This window comes from Pseudoalteromonas sp. LC2018020214, from assembly GCF_016598755.1.
In the GTDB taxonomy this organism is placed as follows: domain Bacteria; phylum Pseudomonadota; class Gammaproteobacteria; order Enterobacterales; family Alteromonadaceae; genus Pseudoalteromonas; species Pseudoalteromonas distincta.
Genome location: NZ_CP066804.1, coordinates 1,278,417 through 1,295,770, shown reverse-complemented (window position 1 = coordinate 1,295,770; position 17,354 = coordinate 1,278,417). Strand labels below are relative to the sequence as shown.

The 17,354-nt window shown below is 40.6% G+C and carries 8 protein-coding genes, 7 tRNA genes and 11 pseudogenes; 14 read left to right on the top strand and 12 right to left on the bottom strand.

Features of this window, described 5'->3' with window-relative positions:
- The first annotated feature begins 12 nt into the window (after positions 1 to 12).
- The 6 genes from JG479_RS20055 (at position 13) to JG479_RS05680 (ending at position 3,258) form a co-directional block, all read left to right on the top strand.
- Positions 13 to 498, top strand: coding sequence for a hypothetical protein (locus JG479_RS20055; protein ID WP_234047882.1), 486 nt, complete (start codon positions 13 to 15; stop codon positions 496 to 498).
- A 104-nt stretch (positions 499 to 602) separates the two neighbouring features.
- Positions 603 to 1,049, top strand: coding sequence for a hypothetical protein (locus JG479_RS05690; protein ID WP_234047881.1), 447 nt, complete (start codon positions 603 to 605; stop codon positions 1,047 to 1,049).
- Between the two features lie 202 nt (positions 1,050 to 1,251).
- Entirely contained in the window at positions 1,252 to 1,440 is a 189-nt protein-coding gene (locus tag JG479_RS20050) for a hypothetical protein (protein WP_234047880.1), read from the top strand.
- 121 nt (positions 1,441 to 1,561) lie between these two features.
- Complete coding sequence (locus JG479_RS20045; protein ID WP_234047879.1) at positions 1,562 to 1,987, top strand: HAMP domain-containing protein; 426 nt, start codon at positions 1,562 to 1,564, stop codon at positions 1,985 to 1,987.
- Positions 1,963 to 2,628 carry an ATP-binding protein gene (locus JG479_RS20040; RefSeq protein WP_234047878.1) on the top strand — a complete coding sequence of 222 codons (666 nt, stop codon included), beginning with the start codon at positions 1,963 to 1,965 and terminating at the stop codon, positions 2,626 to 2,628. Before JG479_RS20045 ends, JG479_RS20040 begins: the two co-directional genes overlap by 25 nt.
- Before the next feature lie 168 nt (positions 2,629 to 2,796).
- A complete protein-coding gene (locus JG479_RS05680; RefSeq protein ID WP_234047877.1) occupies positions 2,797 to 3,258 on the top strand; it encodes a response regulator in 462 nt (153 codons plus the stop codon).
- A gap of 203 nt (positions 3,259 to 3,461) precedes the next feature.
- On the opposite strand, the pseudogene JG479_RS05675 reads toward JG479_RS05680, so the two are convergent.
- Positions 3,462 to 4,145, bottom strand: a pseudogene (locus JG479_RS05675) (DUF3334 family protein).
- A gap of 116 nt (positions 4,146 to 4,261) precedes the next feature.
- Between JG479_RS05675 and cmoA the strand changes: the two are divergent.
- The 6 genes and pseudogenes from cmoA to JG479_RS05650 all read left to right on the top strand — a co-directional run bounded on the left by cmoA (position 4,262) and on the right by JG479_RS05650 (position 8,606).
- Positions 4,262 to 4,984 (top strand): annotated as a pseudogene (gene cmoA, locus JG479_RS05670) (carboxy-S-adenosyl-L-methionine synthase CmoA).
- 12 nt (positions 4,985 to 4,996) lie between these two features.
- Complete coding sequence (locus tag JG479_RS20275; RefSeq protein WP_442793202.1) at positions 4,997 to 5,215, top strand: DUF1698 domain-containing protein; 219 nt, start codon at positions 4,997 to 4,999, stop codon at positions 5,213 to 5,215.
- A pseudogene (cmoB, locus tag JG479_RS05665) lies at positions 5,212 to 5,965 on the top strand (tRNA 5-methoxyuridine(34)/uridine 5-oxyacetic acid(34) synthase CmoB). The gene JG479_RS20275 and the pseudogene cmoB overlap by 4 nt, the downstream one beginning before the upstream one ends.
- A gap of 188 nt (positions 5,966 to 6,153) precedes the next feature.
- Positions 6,154 to 7,203: pseudogene (gene purM, locus JG479_RS05660) on the top strand (phosphoribosylformylglycinamidine cyclo-ligase).
- Positions 7,203 to 7,851, top strand: a pseudogene (gene purN, locus JG479_RS05655) (phosphoribosylglycinamide formyltransferase). The pseudogenes purM and purN overlap by 1 nt, the downstream one beginning before the upstream one ends.
- Positions 7,852 to 8,009: 158 nt before the next feature.
- The gene (locus JG479_RS05650; RefSeq protein ID WP_442793201.1) at positions 8,010 to 8,606 is read left to right on the top strand and encodes a DUF3108 domain-containing protein; all 597 of its coding nucleotides are present in this window, start codon (positions 8,010 to 8,012) and stop codon (positions 8,604 to 8,606) included.
- Between the two features lie 53 nt (positions 8,607 to 8,659).
- Here JG479_RS05650 and JG479_RS05645 read toward each other — a convergent pair.
- Positions 8,660 to 9,423: pseudogene (locus JG479_RS05645) on the bottom strand (class II glutamine amidotransferase).
- Positions 9,424 to 9,746: 323 nt separating this feature from the next.
- Between JG479_RS05645 and fadE the strand changes: the two are divergent.
- Positions 9,747 to 12,206: pseudogene (gene fadE, locus JG479_RS05640) on the top strand (acyl-CoA dehydrogenase FadE).
- A 715-nt stretch (positions 12,207 to 12,921) separates the two neighbouring features.
- Here fadE and JG479_RS05635 read toward each other — a convergent pair.
- The 9 genes and pseudogenes from JG479_RS05635 to dnaQ all read right to left on the bottom strand — a co-directional run bounded on the left by JG479_RS05635 (position 12,922) and on the right by dnaQ (position 15,864).
- A tRNA-Asp gene (locus tag JG479_RS05635) sits at positions 12,922 to 12,997 on the bottom strand.
- Between the two features lie 54 nt (positions 12,998 to 13,051).
- Positions 13,052 to 13,127: transfer RNA gene (locus JG479_RS05630), tRNA-Asp, on the bottom strand.
- A 37-nt stretch (positions 13,128 to 13,164) separates the two neighbouring features.
- Positions 13,165 to 13,240: transfer RNA gene (locus JG479_RS05625), tRNA-Asp, on the bottom strand.
- 38 nt (positions 13,241 to 13,278) lie between these two features.
- Positions 13,279 to 13,354: transfer RNA gene (locus tag JG479_RS05620), tRNA-Asp, on the bottom strand.
- A 31-nt stretch (positions 13,355 to 13,385) separates the two neighbouring features.
- Positions 13,386 to 13,461, bottom strand: a tRNA-Asp gene (locus JG479_RS05615).
- Between the two features lie 41 nt (positions 13,462 to 13,502).
- A tRNA-Asp gene (locus JG479_RS05610) sits at positions 13,503 to 13,579 on the bottom strand.
- A 27-nt stretch (positions 13,580 to 13,606) separates the two neighbouring features.
- Positions 13,607 to 13,683: transfer RNA gene (locus JG479_RS05605), tRNA-Asp, on the bottom strand.
- Positions 13,684 to 13,778: 95 nt separating this feature from the next.
- Positions 13,779 to 15,143: pseudogene (locus JG479_RS20270) on the bottom strand (TIGR03503 family protein).
- Between the two features lie 9 nt (positions 15,144 to 15,152).
- A pseudogene (gene dnaQ, locus JG479_RS05595) lies at positions 15,153 to 15,864 on the bottom strand (DNA polymerase III subunit epsilon).
- A gap of 72 nt (positions 15,865 to 15,936) precedes the next feature.
- Between dnaQ and rnhA the strand changes: the two are divergent.
- Positions 15,937 to 16,400 (top strand): annotated as a pseudogene (gene rnhA / locus JG479_RS05590) (ribonuclease HI).
- A gap of 162 nt (positions 16,401 to 16,562) precedes the next feature.
- Here the strand turns inward: rnhA and JG479_RS05585 are convergent.
- Positions 16,563 to 17,342, bottom strand: a pseudogene (locus tag JG479_RS05585) (class I SAM-dependent methyltransferase).
- Between the last annotated feature and the right edge of the window lie 12 nt (positions 17,343 to 17,354).

Sequence of the window (17,354 nt, the reverse complement as noted above, 5' to 3'; positions counted from 1 at the left end):
AGCGTTCATTTAATGCCGAAAGTATTACGTTTTCTGCAAACTACCCTTGAGCTTAATTTAATAATTAAAGACTTTAAGCAAAACGACACTGGGCTTGAATACATCGGCGCTAAAAATCAGCAAATGGGTGATGGCGGTTTTATTATGCAACTTACCGACACCGATACAAATAAAGTAGTTGCCGTAAGCGATAAAAGCTTTAAATGCGAAATACTTCACAAAGCGCCGCTCAACAAATTATGCGAAAGCGAATCAAATCCAGTCGCGGGCGAAGGCGTTTGTACGTTTATGTCAAAAGAAGCGCCAACTAACTGGCTGCAAAGTAACTTTGACGATACTAATTGGGCTAATGCAGTAGAGCACAACTTTGCTGATGTAGGACCAAAAGACGGTTACGACGATATTAACTGGGATGAAAACGCAAAATTCATATGGGGCGAAGACTTAGAAACCGACAACACCCTTATTTGTAAAGCAACTATTGAGCAACCTCAATAAATAAAAGAGCACAAGTTACATTGAACAAAGGTAGTAATTATGTATTTTTAAAAAAATTAAAATGGCTAATGCTCGCGTGTATTTTAACAAGTATGAGCGCTCAAGTGAGCGCCCATGTATTAAAAAAAAACACAACAGCCCAAGTAATTTTAAGAGACGGGCAAGTTGAGGTTAAAGTATTAACTAATGCTGAGCATTTAATTTCAGCGCTGCAAAGCGAGCAAGCATGGCTTATGGGCGATATTGATAAGCTTATGCCTACAAACTTAAGTGCAGAGCAACAGGAAGAGTTTGTAAAAAATGCACTTAAACAAAAAACGAGCTTACGTGTAAATCAGCAAGTTATCGTGTTTGAACGCGTCGCTTTTACCACCAGCAACAACAACGAAGCGCACGACCTAGAAATTGTTTTTCAAGCGAAGCACACATTTACAACAGTAGATAAGCTTGCCATATCGTTCCCTAAAAGTTTAGGTGCAGTACACGCAAGCTTTGTAAAACCACAATATAAGTTACTGGGTGCTGGCGATACCGCAAAAATAAAGTTCTAGTCCAAATATCAACATATCTAAAAAGCTTACTTAAAAAGGATTTTAGTAAGCAACTCCCCAAATACGCTAATTGTAGGCACATAATCAATATGCAATACTGCTTGGTACGTTAACACATGATTTTTACTATTTGCCAATCAGTGAAATTAATACATAAATTCTTTTTAGCTTTTTTATCACTAATATCGCCCTAGTTGGGCTTATGTTTGTGTTTATATACATGACCTTTTCGTCAGGGTTTAACGACTTTGTTGAACAAGAAGAAACAAAGCATGTAGCAATGGTTAAGCAGCAACTTATTGAGCTTTATAGCGAATTAGGCAGTTGGCAACCTATTACGCAAAACACGCAATTATGGCGCTCTATTGTAGAGCCGCAAAAAAACCAGTGAACCTAAAACGAATAAACACACAAGCACCCCACCCAAACCAAATAGCAGTAAAGCAACGCCCTCTTTATTGTGGGTACACTTACCTGCGGGTTCCTTAAAACAGGGCAACGTATAAGTTTATATGATCAAAATAAAAAAAGTTGTTGTTGGTAGAGCGAATTTAAACGACAACCCACATATAGAGCCTATTTTATTAAACAATAACGTTATAGGCTGGATAGGTTTAGTCCCTTCAAAACTTGTGCAAAGTAGCCCAGCTAAAGCGTTTTTAGCAGCGCAATTTCATAACTATTTTATGATTACGTTACTCGTTATTGCGCTCGCATTTATTATGGCTATTGTGTTATCTCGCCATTTAATAAAACCAATAAAGCAAATAGTGACTGGCACCGATGAGTTAACAAACGGAAACTTTGCCAGCAGAATAACCTCCTCTAGTAAAGATGAGCTAGGTACCCTATCCAACAACTTTAATGCCTTAGCCCACACGCTTGAGCAAAAAAACAAATGCGGTTTCAATGGGTGTCAGACACATCCCACGAATTAAGAACCCCGCTTACCGTACTACGATCGCACTTGTTAGCTGTGCAAGATGGTGTATTTACAGCCGACACAAAGCGCATTAATTTACTCATAAACCAAGTAGATAACTTAAGTCACATTGTTGACGACCTAGCCCAACTAGCACAAACAGATAGTGTTAATTTAACCTATAACAATGCGCGCACTGATTTAATAAGCATTTTTGAGCAATCAATTGAAAACTACACCGCTCGCTTTAAAGAGCGTGAATTAAATGTAGACAGCAAAAGCTTAACCAAAGCCGGCAAATGTATAATAAATGGTGATGAAGAACGCCTTATACAATTATTTTCAAACCTGTTAGAAAATACCTGCAGATACACGCATAAAGGTAAAGGTGGGCAAATAATACTTGCCAACAAAAGACCCAATAACATTGAGCTTATTTTACAAGATTCAGCCCCAAGTGTTTTACCAAACGACTTACAAAAATTGTTTGAGCGTTTTTATCGCGTTGAAAAGTCTCGAAGCCGAGAGCACGGCGGCTCGGGCTTAGGACTTGCACTTTGCAAACAAATAGTAGAGGCACATGGCGGTCAAATATCGTTGCACAACTCACAACTCGGTGGGCTAGAAGTTAAAATAACGCTGACACTTTTAGGTTAAAATAATGGCATCACAAACAATACTTATCGTTGAAGACCAAGAAAACATTGCAGAGGTACTTATTGCCTATGCTAAGCAACAAAATTACGAAACTGAGCACTTTAATAGCGGCAAAGTGTAGTTAGTTTTGTAAAACAAAACGCTGTAGATTTAATACTTCTTGATTTAATGCTGCCAGATGTTGATGGCACAGAGCTATGTAAGCAAATTAGAGCCTTTTCAAGTGTGCCTATTATTATGCTTACCGCAAAAAGTGAAGAAATAGACCGCTTACTGGGTTTAGAGCTCGGCGCCGATGACTACATATGCAAACCCTTCAGCCCTAAAGAAGTTATAGCACGCATAAAAGCCGTACTAAGAAGAACCAGCCAGCCTAAAACCAACATCATCAATCATAATAATTTCCAATTGCACAAAGACGATTACGAAGCACGCCTAAACGGCAAAAGTATTAGCTTTACCGCCGTCGAGTTTAAAATATTTTTACTATTTATAAGCCACGTAGGGCGTGTTTTTACCGAAGATATTATTAATAACGTATACAGTGACACAACCGACATATCCGATCGCAACATTGATACACACATTAAAAACATACGAAAAAGATTAACGACGTTCAAGCAGGGCTAAACCCAATAGCTGCGGTTTATAGTGTGGGCTATAAATTTAAAGAGTAGGTTTACTTATTCAAATAAAGCTAACATGACGCAAAAGCGCGATATAAATCGCGCTTTTATTTTAATCACTAACCTGAACACTCATAACTAAAGATTAATAGCTGAGCAGTCGTTGGGTTTCGTTTCTCTCAACCCAACCTACGTAAATAGACTTACTTAAAGCCCTAGGCCTGCCATAAAATCATCATCGCCATCATCTTGTTCTACTGCTTTAGATGATTTTTCTTTGTCCGCTTTTTTACGTGCTTCGTTTTCAATTATGTCATCTGGGTCTAGAGCTTCAATATCAAAGTCATGTAATTTAATGAACTCTTTTTTATCCATCGCTAATTCCAAGTAAAAAATTTTGCTTACTTGTGGTGAATGTTACGCGGCGGGCTTGCGGGCGATCCATTGTGGTATCTACCGATATTTGAACTTGCTTATTTATTGCCATCATTTTTGGCTGGTTTTGCGTAATAGAGGTATGTAATTGCTCACGCACTTTAGACGTAAAGTCGCCAACAATTTGATTCATCAACTCGCCTAGTACGTTTGATACGTCGTCTGATAAATGGCTATGCGCTATTTCATCTTCTGGCATTCCCATATTGCGCATGTAATCGCCATAAATTTCCATCGCCGCTTGCGAGGTAAAGTTGGTAATTACGAGCCCTGTAAAACCGCCGTCAAATAAAACAAAACAACCAATATCTGGTCGCATACATGTACGTGTTATTTTTTTTGCACCATGGCTGAGTAGCTAATACCATTGCCGCTGGCTGATGTGAGTACACCTGTCACTGAATGACAAAGGGTTGCTAATATATCGTCTGTGCTGATGACCTTACTTTTGCTCATTTAATCTTCTCTTTTGTACTTATTATTCATAATTCTAGTCAAGCTACTGAATTTATCACTGACTATCCAGTATAAAATGTTAAAATAGCGCCATTATTTACAAAGAGACTGCCTTCGTGACCATAAAAGACAGTATTTATGCCTCTGAGCAACAAGTAAAAGATTTTAGCTTTGACCAAAATGTAGTCGAAGTTTTTCCAGATATGATCCAGCGCTCTGTACCGGGTATGCCACCATTGTAAGCACTATGGGTAAACTTGCGGGTGAATACGCACAAAGTAACTCAAATCTTTATGATTTAGGCTGCTCTCTTGGCGCAGTCACGCTTAGCATGCGCCGTAATATTCGCACCGATAACTGCCATATAATAGCGGTAGATAACTCTCAAGCTATGGTTGAGCGTTGTAAGGTACATTTACAAGGTTTTAAATCAGATGTGCCCGTTACTGTTACTTTGGGCGATATTAACGAGCTTGAGATTCAAAACGCCTCAGTAGTAGCAATGAACTTTACACTGCAATTTATTCCACACGCACAGCGCCAAGCCGTACTTGAGAAAATATACGCTAATTTAAAACCCGTGGTGTATTGCTGCTAAGCGAAAAATTAAAGCCGAAAACGAGCAATGCGATAACCTATTAATTGATTTGCACCACGACTTTAAACGTCACAATGGCTACTCTGAGCTTGAAATAAGCCAAAAACGTACCGCCATCGAAAACGTTATGCGCCCAGATACACTAAGCGCTCACTTTACTCGCTTACAAGATATTGGTTTTAGCCAAACTCAAGTGTGGTATCAATGTTTTAATTTTTGCTCAATGGTAGCAATTAAATAAAGAGAGTCATCCATGTCTCAATGGTTTAACCAATTTTACGCATCTATCGCACAAAGCCCACTTAGTCACTGGCTAGAAACCCTCCCTGCTCAATTAAAACATTGGCAAAACGAGGCTAGCCATGGTGATTTGCCTAAAAATGGCAAAAAAGTACTTAAAAACTTGCCTGAGGTGGCAACTTCCCATGTTGATATTTCTACTAAGGTAGAAATTGGCGCCCCAGAGAGATGAGTGATGGCGAGCAAAAGCAAGCCATGCATTTATTAAAACGCATGATGCCATGGCGCAAAGGCCCATTTAGTGTGCACGGTATTGAAATAGATACAGAGTGGCGCAGTGATTGGAAGTGGGACCGCCTGCTTCCTCATATTGAGCCACTAAAAGGCCGCACTGTTTTAGATATTGGTTGTGGCTCAGGGTATCATTTATGGCGTATGCGCGGTGAAGGCGCAGAGTTTGTAGTGGGTATGATCCGTCTGATTTATTTTTATGTCAGTTTCAGGCAATTAAACACTATAATCCAGACGAAAACGTACATTTACTGCCACTAGGCGTTGAAGCATTACCCGAGCTTAAAGCGTTTGATACGGTTTTTCGATGGGCGTACTTTATCATCGTCGCTCACCTATCGACTTTTTAGCGCAGTTAAAAGCGCAGCTTCGCCCGTGCGGCGAACTCGTACTTGAAACCCTAGTAATTGAAGGCGACGAAAACACGGTATTAGTCCCAACCGACCGCTACGCTAAAATGCGCAACGTTTGGTTTATTCCAAGTACTGCAGCATTAAAACTATGGATGGAACGCGTTGGCTTTAAAGATGTGCAAATAAAAGATTGCGCTATTACCACGCTTGAAGAGCAACGCAAAACCGACTGGATGGAAAACGAATCGTTAATCGACTTTTTAGATCCAAACGATACAAGTAAAACAATTGAAGGCTACCCCGCTCCACTTCGAGCCATATTAACCGCAAAAGCATAGCTGTTAATTTAACGCCTTTAATACTAAAAAGCGCCTACGGGCGTTTTTTGTTTATTTAAACAACAAACAGCGGACAAGTGTCCTTGTTAATTATTTCAAAATTACATTTGAGCTAGCCGCGACCTTGCAATTGTTGTAAAATACGCGCGTTTCTAAGCAACCCAAAACAACTATTTTGAGGAAAACCTGTGAGCGAACAAAAACAGTCTCTAAGCTATAAAGACGCGGGCGTAGATATCGACGCTGGTAATGCACTTGTTGAGCGTATTAAAGGCGTAGTTAAAAAAACTCGTCGTCCTGAAGTAATGGGCGGAATTGGTGGTTTTGGCGCACTTTGCGAAATTCCTGAAGGCTACAAGCAACCAGTATTAGTTGCAGGCACAGATGGCGTTGGTACTAAACTACGTTTAGCAATCGACTTAAAAAAACGATACTGTTGGTATTGATTTAGTTGCAATGTGTGTAAACGACTTAATTGTTCAAGGTGCTGAACCCTGTTTTTTTTAGATTACTTACTATGCAACTGGTAAACTAGATATAGACACAGCAGCTGACGTAGTTACAGGTATTGGCAAAGGTTGTGAAATTTCAGGTTGTGCCCTAATTGGTGGCGAAACAGCTGAAATGCCGGTATGTATGATGGTGAAGACTACGACATGGCAGGCTTTTGTACAGGCGTTGTAGAAAAATCAAAAATTATTGATGGCACAAAAGTAGCAGCAGGCGATCAGCTTATTGCACTTGCTTCAAGCGGCCCTCATTCAAATGGCTTCTCTTTAATTCGTAAAGTACTTGAAGTATCAAAAGCTGATACCAGCGCTGACTTTGAAGGTAAAACTTTAGGCGAAACTTTACTTGAGCCTACTCGTTTTTACGTAAAACTTTACTTGAGTTATTCAAAAACGTTGACGTACATGCGCTTTCGCATATTACTGGCGGCGGTTTTGGGAAAACATTCCACGTGTATTACCCGCTTCAGCAAAAGCTGTAGTTAAAGGTGATAGCTGGCAGTGGCCACCAATTTTTAATGGTTACAAGAAAACGGCAATATTACTTCACACGAAATGTACCGTACATTTAACTGTGGTGTAGGCATGGTTTTAGTAGTCCCTGCAGACAAACTTGAGCAAAGCTTAACAATGCTAAAAGACTTGGGCGAAAATGCATGGCACCTTGGTGAAATTCAAGATGCAGCAGCTGGCGAAGAGCAAGTTGAAATTGTAGGTGGTGCTAAGTAATGGCACCGACTCGTCTGGTAGTTTTAATCTCAGGTAGTGGCTCTAATTTACAAGCCATCATAGATGCCTGCGAACGTGTGGCGAGATAAACGGGCATATAGCGGCTGTTATTAGTAATAAAGCAGACGCTTATGGCCTAGAGCGTGCAAAACAAGCAGGTATTGCTACAAAAGTGCTCAGTCATAAAGATTTTGACTCGCGCGAAGCGTACGATGCGCAATTAATGAACGTTATCGACTCTTTTATGCCAAATCTAGTTGTATTAGCTGGGTTTATGCGTATTCTTACTCCCGGCTTAGTGCAAAAATATGTTGGAAAAATGTTGAACATTCATCCATCTTTGTTGCCTAAGTATCAGGGGCTGAATACCCACCAAAGAGCAATTGATGCAAAAGACGATGTTCATGGCGTAAGTGTTCACTTTGTTACTGAAGAGTTAGACGGCGGTCCCGTTATTCTTCAAGCGCAAATACCTGTACTCAAGGATGATACAGCAGAAACATTAGCAAAACGCGTGCATGAGCAAGAGCATATAATTTATCCTTTGGTGGTCAAGTGGTTCAGTGAACACAGACTTACTATGGAAGCAGATTATGCAGTTCTTGACAAAAACAACTTCCTGCACACGGCGCGCACTACCCACAATAAAAAAATAAGTGCCCTGTTGTTATGTGCGGGCGCTTTACTTCCAACTAGCCTAATTGCAGGCGAATTGACCCAGTATCAAGCTAATTACGATATTTTACGCAAAGGTAAAAATCATGGTGAGGCTGTTCGTGAGCTCAAAAAAACGGGCGACGATACTTATGAACTTACTTACATACCACAGCAATATTGAGTGGATGATTTTCTCTGACTCTCGTGAAGAAACATCAAAGTTTACCTTTAAAGATGGCAAGGTTACCCCGCATCATTACAACATGATTCGTACAGGGACAGGCCCAGATAAAGATTACAAAATTGATTTTGATACAACAAACAAAGTAGTGACTAGCAGCGCTAGTGAATACCCACTTAAATGCGAATGGACTGATGAATTTCAGGATGCTATTTCGTACCAAGTGCAAGTGCGCGAAGGATTGAAAAAAAAGCGAAACAAGCTTTTCATTCCCGCTCATAGACAAAAAGGTAACCGCCGCGACTACAACTTTGAAGTTGTTGAAAAAGAGATGATCTCCTTACCTATCGGTAATGTAGAAGCCATTAAAGTGAAGCGTTTATACGATAACGATAAACGCCAAGCAATTGCATGGTTTGCGCCAGAAATGGATTACATGCTGGTACGTATGTGGAAAGGCGAAAAAGGTATGGAGCAGTTTGAAGTTCAAATGAATTCATTTACTGTTACTGCGCCTACAGCTGTTGCGCCTGCAACAGCACAACAACCTCAAGAAGCTAACTAAATTTAATTAAACCAAAGTTAAGTTAAGTTAAGTTAGTATTTAAAATAGGTGGGCTAAATTAGCTCACCCATTTTAAACAATGCAAATTCCCAGTGCTCCATTTTTTGCCAACGTTCATCATTCGTCAAAGGCCTTGTAGCTATAACTGTTACTACATCGTTTGGTGTGGTCTCTTGTTGAAAATCAACCACCATGTCGGCATCAATCAACGTTGCTTTACCAAAAGCGCACGGCGCGTTATGTAGTGTAAGTTATTAGTGCAATACGCTAAAACAAACACCCCATCGGTCAATAACATATTAAACACCCCTTTTTCACGCAGAGTTTGCGAAAGCTTAGCCGCGTATCTAAAAACCGACGCCATATTACTTGGACGCTTTGGGTATTTTTCACGAATTTTATCAAGTAACCAACAAAAAGCGAGTTCGCTATCGGTGTTACCTACTGGGCGATAGTACTGCGGTTTTAAATCATGATAATTAGATAGCTGCCCGTTATGAGCGTAAGTAAGCTCGCGCCCCCATAACTCTCGCGTAAAAGGATGAGTATTTTCAAGGCATACTCTCCCGCGGTTACCTTGGCGAATATGGCTAATAACCGAGACACTTTTAATGGGGTATGCTTTGACGAGCTTTGCAATTTCTGACTGATAACTCGGCTCAGGATCTTTAAAGGTTCTACAGCCTTTACCTTCGTAAAATGTAATACCCCAACCATCTTTATGTGGACCTGTATTACCACCACGCTCTAAAAGGCCTGAAAAACTAAAACAAATATCGGTAGGCACATTGGCTGACATGCCAAGTAATTCACACATTAATAAAATAACCCTTAAAAACCATACATTAAAATAAATAGCGTTATATTTGTGTATTAAGCGTACACTAATTTGCAGCCCGCTATAACGGCTATACTTACTTAAAAGTGTCATTTTGCTATTAGATTTATTTATTTTTACGTTAACACTACTTACGGTTAATGCTTTGACTATACGATAGTTATTGAGCGTTCCTCTGTCGGGTAATCAAATATCGTATTTAAGTTACTTTCTACTACAATTTAACATCGTTATGTACTTGAAAATTACTGTTACTAGCGCTACTCTAAGTGAGGTGGTCTGACCTCTATTAAGGAATAAAAATGACACTCATATTTACACTGGTTCTAATCGCGTTGCTTTGCACTGCGGTTTACCACAGAGCAAGTTGGAACACAGCACTTGGTGTTTCGGCTATAACTTTATTAATTGGTACCTTTGCGGGTGCATTTGGTTTAATTAGCTGGTTGATCTTTTTGATCATCGCGGTTCCTCTTTCTGTTACTGGCCTTCGTCAGCAATATATCATCAAGCCTATTTTTGCTACGTTTAAAAAAGTAACGCCAAGCATGTCTGATACTGAAAAATCAGCTATTGATGCCGGTACGACGTGGTGGGAAGCTGACTTATTTTGCGGTAACCCAGATTGGAAAAAACTTCACCAATACCCAGTTCCTAAACTTACTATTGAAGAGCAAGCCTTTGTTGATGGCCCTGTTGAAGTAGTATGCAGCATGTTGGACGATTGGGAAGCAACGCACGAACTAACCGACCTTCCTCAAGATGTATGGCAATATCTAAAAGATAATAAATTCTTTGCCATGATCATCAAAAAGAATACGGCGGTTTAGAGTTTTCTGCATTTGCACAGTCTTGTGTACTTCAAAAACTAACAAGTAAATCAACATTACTTTCGTCAATTGTTGGTGTACCAAACTCTTTAGGCCCGTGTGAATTATTACAACACTATGGTACAAAAGAGCAAAAAGATCATTACTTACCGCGCCTAGCGAGCGGTCAAGAAATTCCATGTTTTGCATTAACTTCGCCAGAAGCGGGTTCTGATGCAAGCTCAATTCCAGACTACGGTGTGGTATGTAAAGGGCAATGGAATGGTGAGGAAGTTGTGGGTGTTAGTTTAACGTGGAATAAGCGTTACATTACACTTGCCCCAGTGGCTACCGTACTTGGTCTTGCGTTTAAGTTACAAGATCCAGATGGGCTAATTGGCGACAATAAAGAGCCGGGCATCACCTGTGCACTTATTCCAACGGACACTCCGGAGTTGAAATTGGTCGTCGACATTTCCCGCTTAACGTACCATTTCAAAATGGTCCTACTCGCGGTAAAGATATTTTCGTACCACTTGATTATATTATTGGTGGTCCAGATATGGCTGGTCAAGGCTGGCGCATGCTGGTTGAGTGTTTATCGGTTGGTCGTGCAATTACATTGCCGTCAAATTCTGCCGGTGGCATTAAAATGATTGCCGTTGCAACGGGTGCGTATAGCCGTATTCGTCGTCAGTTCCGTTTACCTATTGGTAAAATGGAAGGTGTTGAAGAGTCACTAGCAAAACTTGCTGGTTACGCTTACAGCTCTGATGCTGCGGTTAGTATGTCTACGGGTGCGGTTGATTTCGGCGAAAAGCCATCGGTAGTTTCTGCCATTATTAAATACCACCTTACAGAGCAAATGCGTGATGCAACTATTCATGCAATGGATGTACTTGGCGGTAAGGGCATCATGCTTGGGCCAAATAACTATTTAGGTCGTGGCTATCAAGGTGCACCTATTGCCATTACCGTTGAAGGTGCAAACATCTTGACCCGTAATATGATTATTTATGGTCAAGGTGCAATTCGCTGTCATCCATTTGTACTTACCGAGCTAGGTGCGTGCGAAATTGAAGACCGCGAAGAAGCGCTTAACGTATTTGATAAAGCGCTAATGGGTCACATTGGTTTTACTATGTCGAACCTTGTACGTACTAAATGGCTTGCACTTACCGGCGCTCGTTTTACAAGTGTGCCGTACAACGACGAAACTGCTGAATTTTACCGTATAGCGTCACGCTTTAGTGCATCACTTGCTCTTATGTCTGACATTAGCATGGCAGTATTTGGTGGTTCACTAAAACGTAAAGAACGTATTTCAGCACGTTTAGGTGACTTACTTAGTTACTTATATTTAGTGTCTGCAACGCTTAAGCGTTACAACGACGAAGGCCGTAAAAAGAAGATTTTGCTCTAGTAAAATGGAGTTGCCAAGATCACCTTTACCATTGCCAACGTGCACTTGCTGATTTAATTAATAACATGCCTTCGGTTCCACTACGTGCCGTGTTAAAAGTATTGTTATTCCCGTTTGGTCGCCCTGTTCGTAAACCAACTGACCAACTTGAGCATAAACTTGCGCAACTACTACAAGTACCTAGTGAAACGCGTAACCGTTTAGCAAGCTACGTATACTTAAAAAAATGAGCCGCTTAACCTTGTAGGTCGTCAAGAGCAAACGCTTAAAGACATCCTAGACGTTGAGCCATTATTTGAAAGAGTATGTAAAGAGAAAGGTCTTAAACTGCCATTCTTCCAGCTTGATAAAGTAGCGCAAATGGGGCTTGAAGCAGGCATATTAAGCCAAGCCAAGCAGAGGCTGATAAACTAGCTGCTGTTGAGCAATCTCGTTTAGATGTTATTAACGTTGATGACTTTGACCCTGCTGACTTACTTGCAGGTAAAGCCGCACGTAATAGCGTTAAAAAAGAAGCTGATGCTGCTTAACTAACTAAGCTAAGCATTTACAGACCAAAAGCCAGCATATAACATGCTGGCTTTTTTGTGCATAATAAAAAGTTTTAACAACGTGATGGAGTAGTTTAATTCGTTAGATTGTTTAAATAATTATACAGTTTGGTATAACAGGCAGCTCTGACATCTAACCAACCCTAAAAGCTCTGTATTGATTAAATACCCTTAATTCATCACTATACTCCTGTAAAACTTAAACCCTCTCAAGAGCTCTACAAGTACAACACTCTAAAGTTAATGACTATACCAATTAGCAATAATACTTAGAGCCTGCCTAGCAGTGTTAAAAGTCTCTGATATACGACTGCATGGATGCAGGAGATAGAGCAATGCAGGATCATTTGCCGAAACAACTAAATAACGAATTATTCCTTATTATCGACATGCTTTTCTTACATCAAAATAGATTACTTAATTAAGCGAACTGGGGTTAAAACTGGCGTTAAGTTAACTGCGGTAAAAGTTTCAAAGTTACGAGAGGAGGGATACAGCGCAATGCACAAGCACTTCCCAGAGCATCGGCAGATTGATATAGGTATTGATACGGATAATAAGGAATATAAGCAGGTTTGTACAAGGAATGTGTTTGATAGCTGATAGCTGATAGCTGATAGCTGATAGCCAAAGAATGTTTTACTAAATTATTTAATCAAGGATTTTATAAACTTGTTATTGAGGAAATAACAAGTGGCGGAGTGGACGGGACTCGAACCCGCGACCCCGGCGTGACAGGCCGGTATTCTAACCAACTGAACTACCACTCCGCAGTGGTATGTGCATGGGGTAATGCACTTACTAATTTTAATCATGATATCAAATGGCGGAGTGGACGGGACTCGAACCCGCGACCCCGGCGTGACAGGCCGGTATTCTAACCAACTGAACTACCACTCCGCAGAGATATCATTATACTTGTTATTACTTAATTTGTTGGCGGAGTGGACGGGACTCGAACCCGCGACCCCGGCGTGACAGGCCGGTATTCTAACCAACTGAACTACCACTCCAGCATACAAATTTTGTAATATAACATTGTTTAAATAGTTGGCGGAGTGGACGGGACTCGAACCCGCGACCCCGGCGTGACAGGCCGGTATTCTAACCAACTGAACTACCACTCCAGCGCATATTTAAACTGTTATTTTTTCTTATTGGCGGAGTGGACGGGACTCGAACCCGCGACCCCCGCGTGACAGGCCGGTATTCTAACCAACTGAACTACCACTCCATAATAAGAATATGTTTTACAACCATACGTTGTGTAAGTGTTGGCGGAGTGGACGGGACTCGAACCCGCGACCCCCGGCGTGACAGGCCGGTATTCTAACCAACTGAACTACCACTCCAGCTTTTACTTACAAGTTTTACGAAAATGGCGGAGTGGACGGGACTCGAACCCGCGACCCCCGGCGTGACAGGCCGGTATTCTAACCAACTGAACTACCACTCCATATTTTCGTTGCTGTTTAGGTCTCCCTGACAGCGGCGTGAATAATACGAACCAACCCCTATTTCGTCAAGGGCTTTTTGTTTTTTTATAGGTTTTTAGTCATCTGTCATCGAAAGGTTTAAAATTTCACCTGATCTGTCATTTTTGAGCCATTTTTACCGACTTGATTTTTTCAGTGTCGGCAACATCACCTTCACTTGTTTTCTTTTTCTTTAAAAAAGGCAGCTTAACTTTAAATTTAATCGGTTTTTTCTGAACAAATATACGAATTAACAACCATCCGAGTAATAAAATGAGCGTATTGCAGCCTACAATTAAACTAATAATTGTTGATGTGGCCATTTTTTCTTCAGCAGGTTCACTCTCAATCATTTTATCTGGTGTAATAATCGTTGCCGGATCAATTTCGGGCACCGCTTCTATGGGTCGTTCTATCTCAAATTTATACGTTGGCAGCGTTGCCATAAATTCACGACCATTAATATTAGTGCCAAAAACAGACAGTTCAACACTATATCTACCCCAATCATAATTTTTAACACTAAGCTGACGTGAGTCTTTAGCTGTAGCATCTATGGTAAACATCTGCTCTTCGTTATTGGGATAGTAGATTTTTCCCCGGATGATGACTGTTTCTGGCTTAACGATACTTGGGTCTATATTTATAGTTAACAGATGCTCGTCTGTGTCTTGCTCTGCTAACGCGACTTCGGTTACAAAAGGTGGCTCGTGCACTTCTTGTATTTTGCACAATGCGACGCTGCAGCAGAGGTGTTGCCACGTAAAGCTCTGGTGTCCATTCACCCGCAGGAAAATCTAAAGTAAACTCGCCGGTAAACACACCATCTTTTTAGGACGCTCATCAAATCCACGTCCATCGTCTTTAAATTCCGCTACTTCTTGAATGCCTGCACCAAAGTTAGCAAAGTTTTCATTGTTGGTACTTACAAAGTCAACATTAAGGCTCACAACATCCCTAAATAGGTTTGTGTTAATTGGCTCACCGTCGTTTAGTATTTTCCCAGTGATTTTTATTGTCTCCCCTAAACAACATTGAAGGAAGAGGCTCTGCCTCAAGAGATATTTCGCCTAATACAACTATTCTGCTATCGGGCAAAATACTGCCTATTACTTGCCAAGGACCTGCCATAGGTTTTTTATGGTAACTAAATCGTAGCTGAGTTCGTCAAACCAATCTAAGTTAGGGTTTTTAACTGAGTCAGTAGCAAAGTACTTACTGCCATCGGGCCGCACTAAAATAACAGCAGGTGCACCTGATTTTCTAAAAACAGCAGTGTTATTTCATCTATTTTGCTATCTATGCGAAAACGATTATCAAGTAAAGGGATCTCATTTTGATGCCCATCGCGCTTGAGCACTTCTACTTGTTTTACGCCATATGCATTGCCAGTAAATAAACTAGCGGCACATAACGCTGTTACAAAATACATCGTTTTCATTAAATCGCCTTATTCAGCGCGCCATATACATTGGCCGCCTTCTTTGTTTAAGATCTAATCGTGCTTCGTGTGCGCTTTGCTCAGCGTCGCTTGCTCGCAATACAACTAATGGGGCTCTATCACTATTTAAACGCTTTATACCGCCTTTCTGTTGCTCGCTGCCATCATCTTTGTTTTGATTCAAATTCAGCTTTGTTTGACCACCCGTCATGGCAAGGTAAACATCGGCTAAAATTTCAGAATCCAGTAGCGCACCGTGAAGTGTTCGCTTTGCGTTATCTACATCGTAACGACGACATAATGCATCAAGATTGTTCTTTTGACTGGATGCAAGTCACGCGCCATTTTAAGCGTGTCGAGAACTTGACAAAGTCTCTGTTTTAGGATAGCCCTGATTAAGTAGTGCAAATTCATTATCCATATGACCAACATCGAACGGTGCGTTATGAATAACTAACTCTGCCCCTTCAATATAGTCGAAAAACTCTTGGGCAATTTGATGAAATAACGGTTTATCACGTAAAAATTCGTTAGTGATACCGTGAACGTCGATTGCTTCTTTCTTCTTCACTTGGTCGTTGTGGGTTTATATAAACGTGAAAATTATTGCCTGTTAAACGGCGATTTACTAACTCCACACAACCAATTTCTATAATACGGTGCCCTTGTTTAGGTCGATGCCGGTGGTTTCTGTATCTAAAACTATTTGTCTACGTGCCATATCATATCGATTTAGCCTGATTCTGGTATCTTTCTATAATCACTTTATTGTACATAAGATCAAGGTAAAACAGTGCAAAAAACCGTAGAGATTTACACCGATGGCTCATGTTTAGGTAATCCAGGCCCCGGCGGTTATGGTATTTTTATGATTTATAACGGCCACGAAAAAGAAATGAGCCAAGGTTATAAACTCACAACAAATAACCGAATGGAAATGCTCGCGGCTATTGTAGCCCTAGAATCACTCACTCGAGAATGCGAAGTAAACCTAACAACCGATAGCCAATATGTTAAGCAAGGCATTGAATCGTGGATCACTAATTGGAAAAAGCGTGGCTGGTTAACATCAGCTAAAAACCGGTTAAAAACGTCGATTTATGGAAACGCTTAGATAAAGCCTGTAGCGAGCACAATGTAACTTGGAAGTGGGTTAAAGGGCATAGCGGCAATAAATACAACGAAATAGTTGACGATTTAGCGCGCGATGCCGCTGGCAGTAAAGATTTACTAGAAGATGTAGGCTACCAGCCTTAAATTTATTCTAAGCTAGTTGTTATACCAATTTTATTAAAAACATGTTCATTCTATCGCATTAAATAACTCACTAACTGCGTTAAAAATTATTCATATAGAACAACTACATGTCACAATTTTCGCCTTGTTAATGTGCTATTTTTTAGCGCTATAATAGATCACTTATTTAATGCAATTGGTATTATTTTTTTGCTCGCACGATTTAAAGTGTTGCTTTGACGTTTGTCTAAGCCCTGCCCCTTTACGGTGCAAACTGCGGCCTAGCATGCCACTTAGGTTTTATTGGCGTAAGTGGCGCAACTCTTTTCGTGCCACCAGCATATAAACACTGCCCATTGGTTTTAAATACTGTTTTGCAAAAGTCCGCCAAAACTCAAATCTTGATAACCTGTTACCTCTTGCCAGTGATGAATAAATAAAACGTTCGTCACTTACAATTTCAAAACCCAATAAATTTAGCCAATCTTTAACCCTCGCAGGGGTAAAAAGCGCCCCGTCCATGGTAATTTCTGACCACTAAAAGGCAGCATTTGTGCAAGCCCACACAAACTAAACGGGTTAAAACCAGTCACTAGTATATAACCGCCCGGAATAAGCGTGCGATGTGCTTCTCGTAAAATGTGATGTGGGTCGGAATGATACTCTAAGCAGTGGCTTAGTATACAAGCATCAATACTGTGCTCGTAAAATGGCAATTCATCTATGTCAGCAACTACCCCGGTGTAAGGCCCAGCTCTGCAACACACACACGTGTTTAATCGTACTTATACTTGTGTTTAATTCGCCACTTAAATTACCCAACTTAAGCATATGATAGCCAAACATACGCGGTAGCCATTGCTCCATTTTACGTTCAATATCTGTGCGTAAATAATCCCCATGAGGAAACTGCTGCCACGACAGTGGTTTGGGTCCTTCTTGAAAACTAAGGGCTGGTTTCATTTTTTGAGCTCG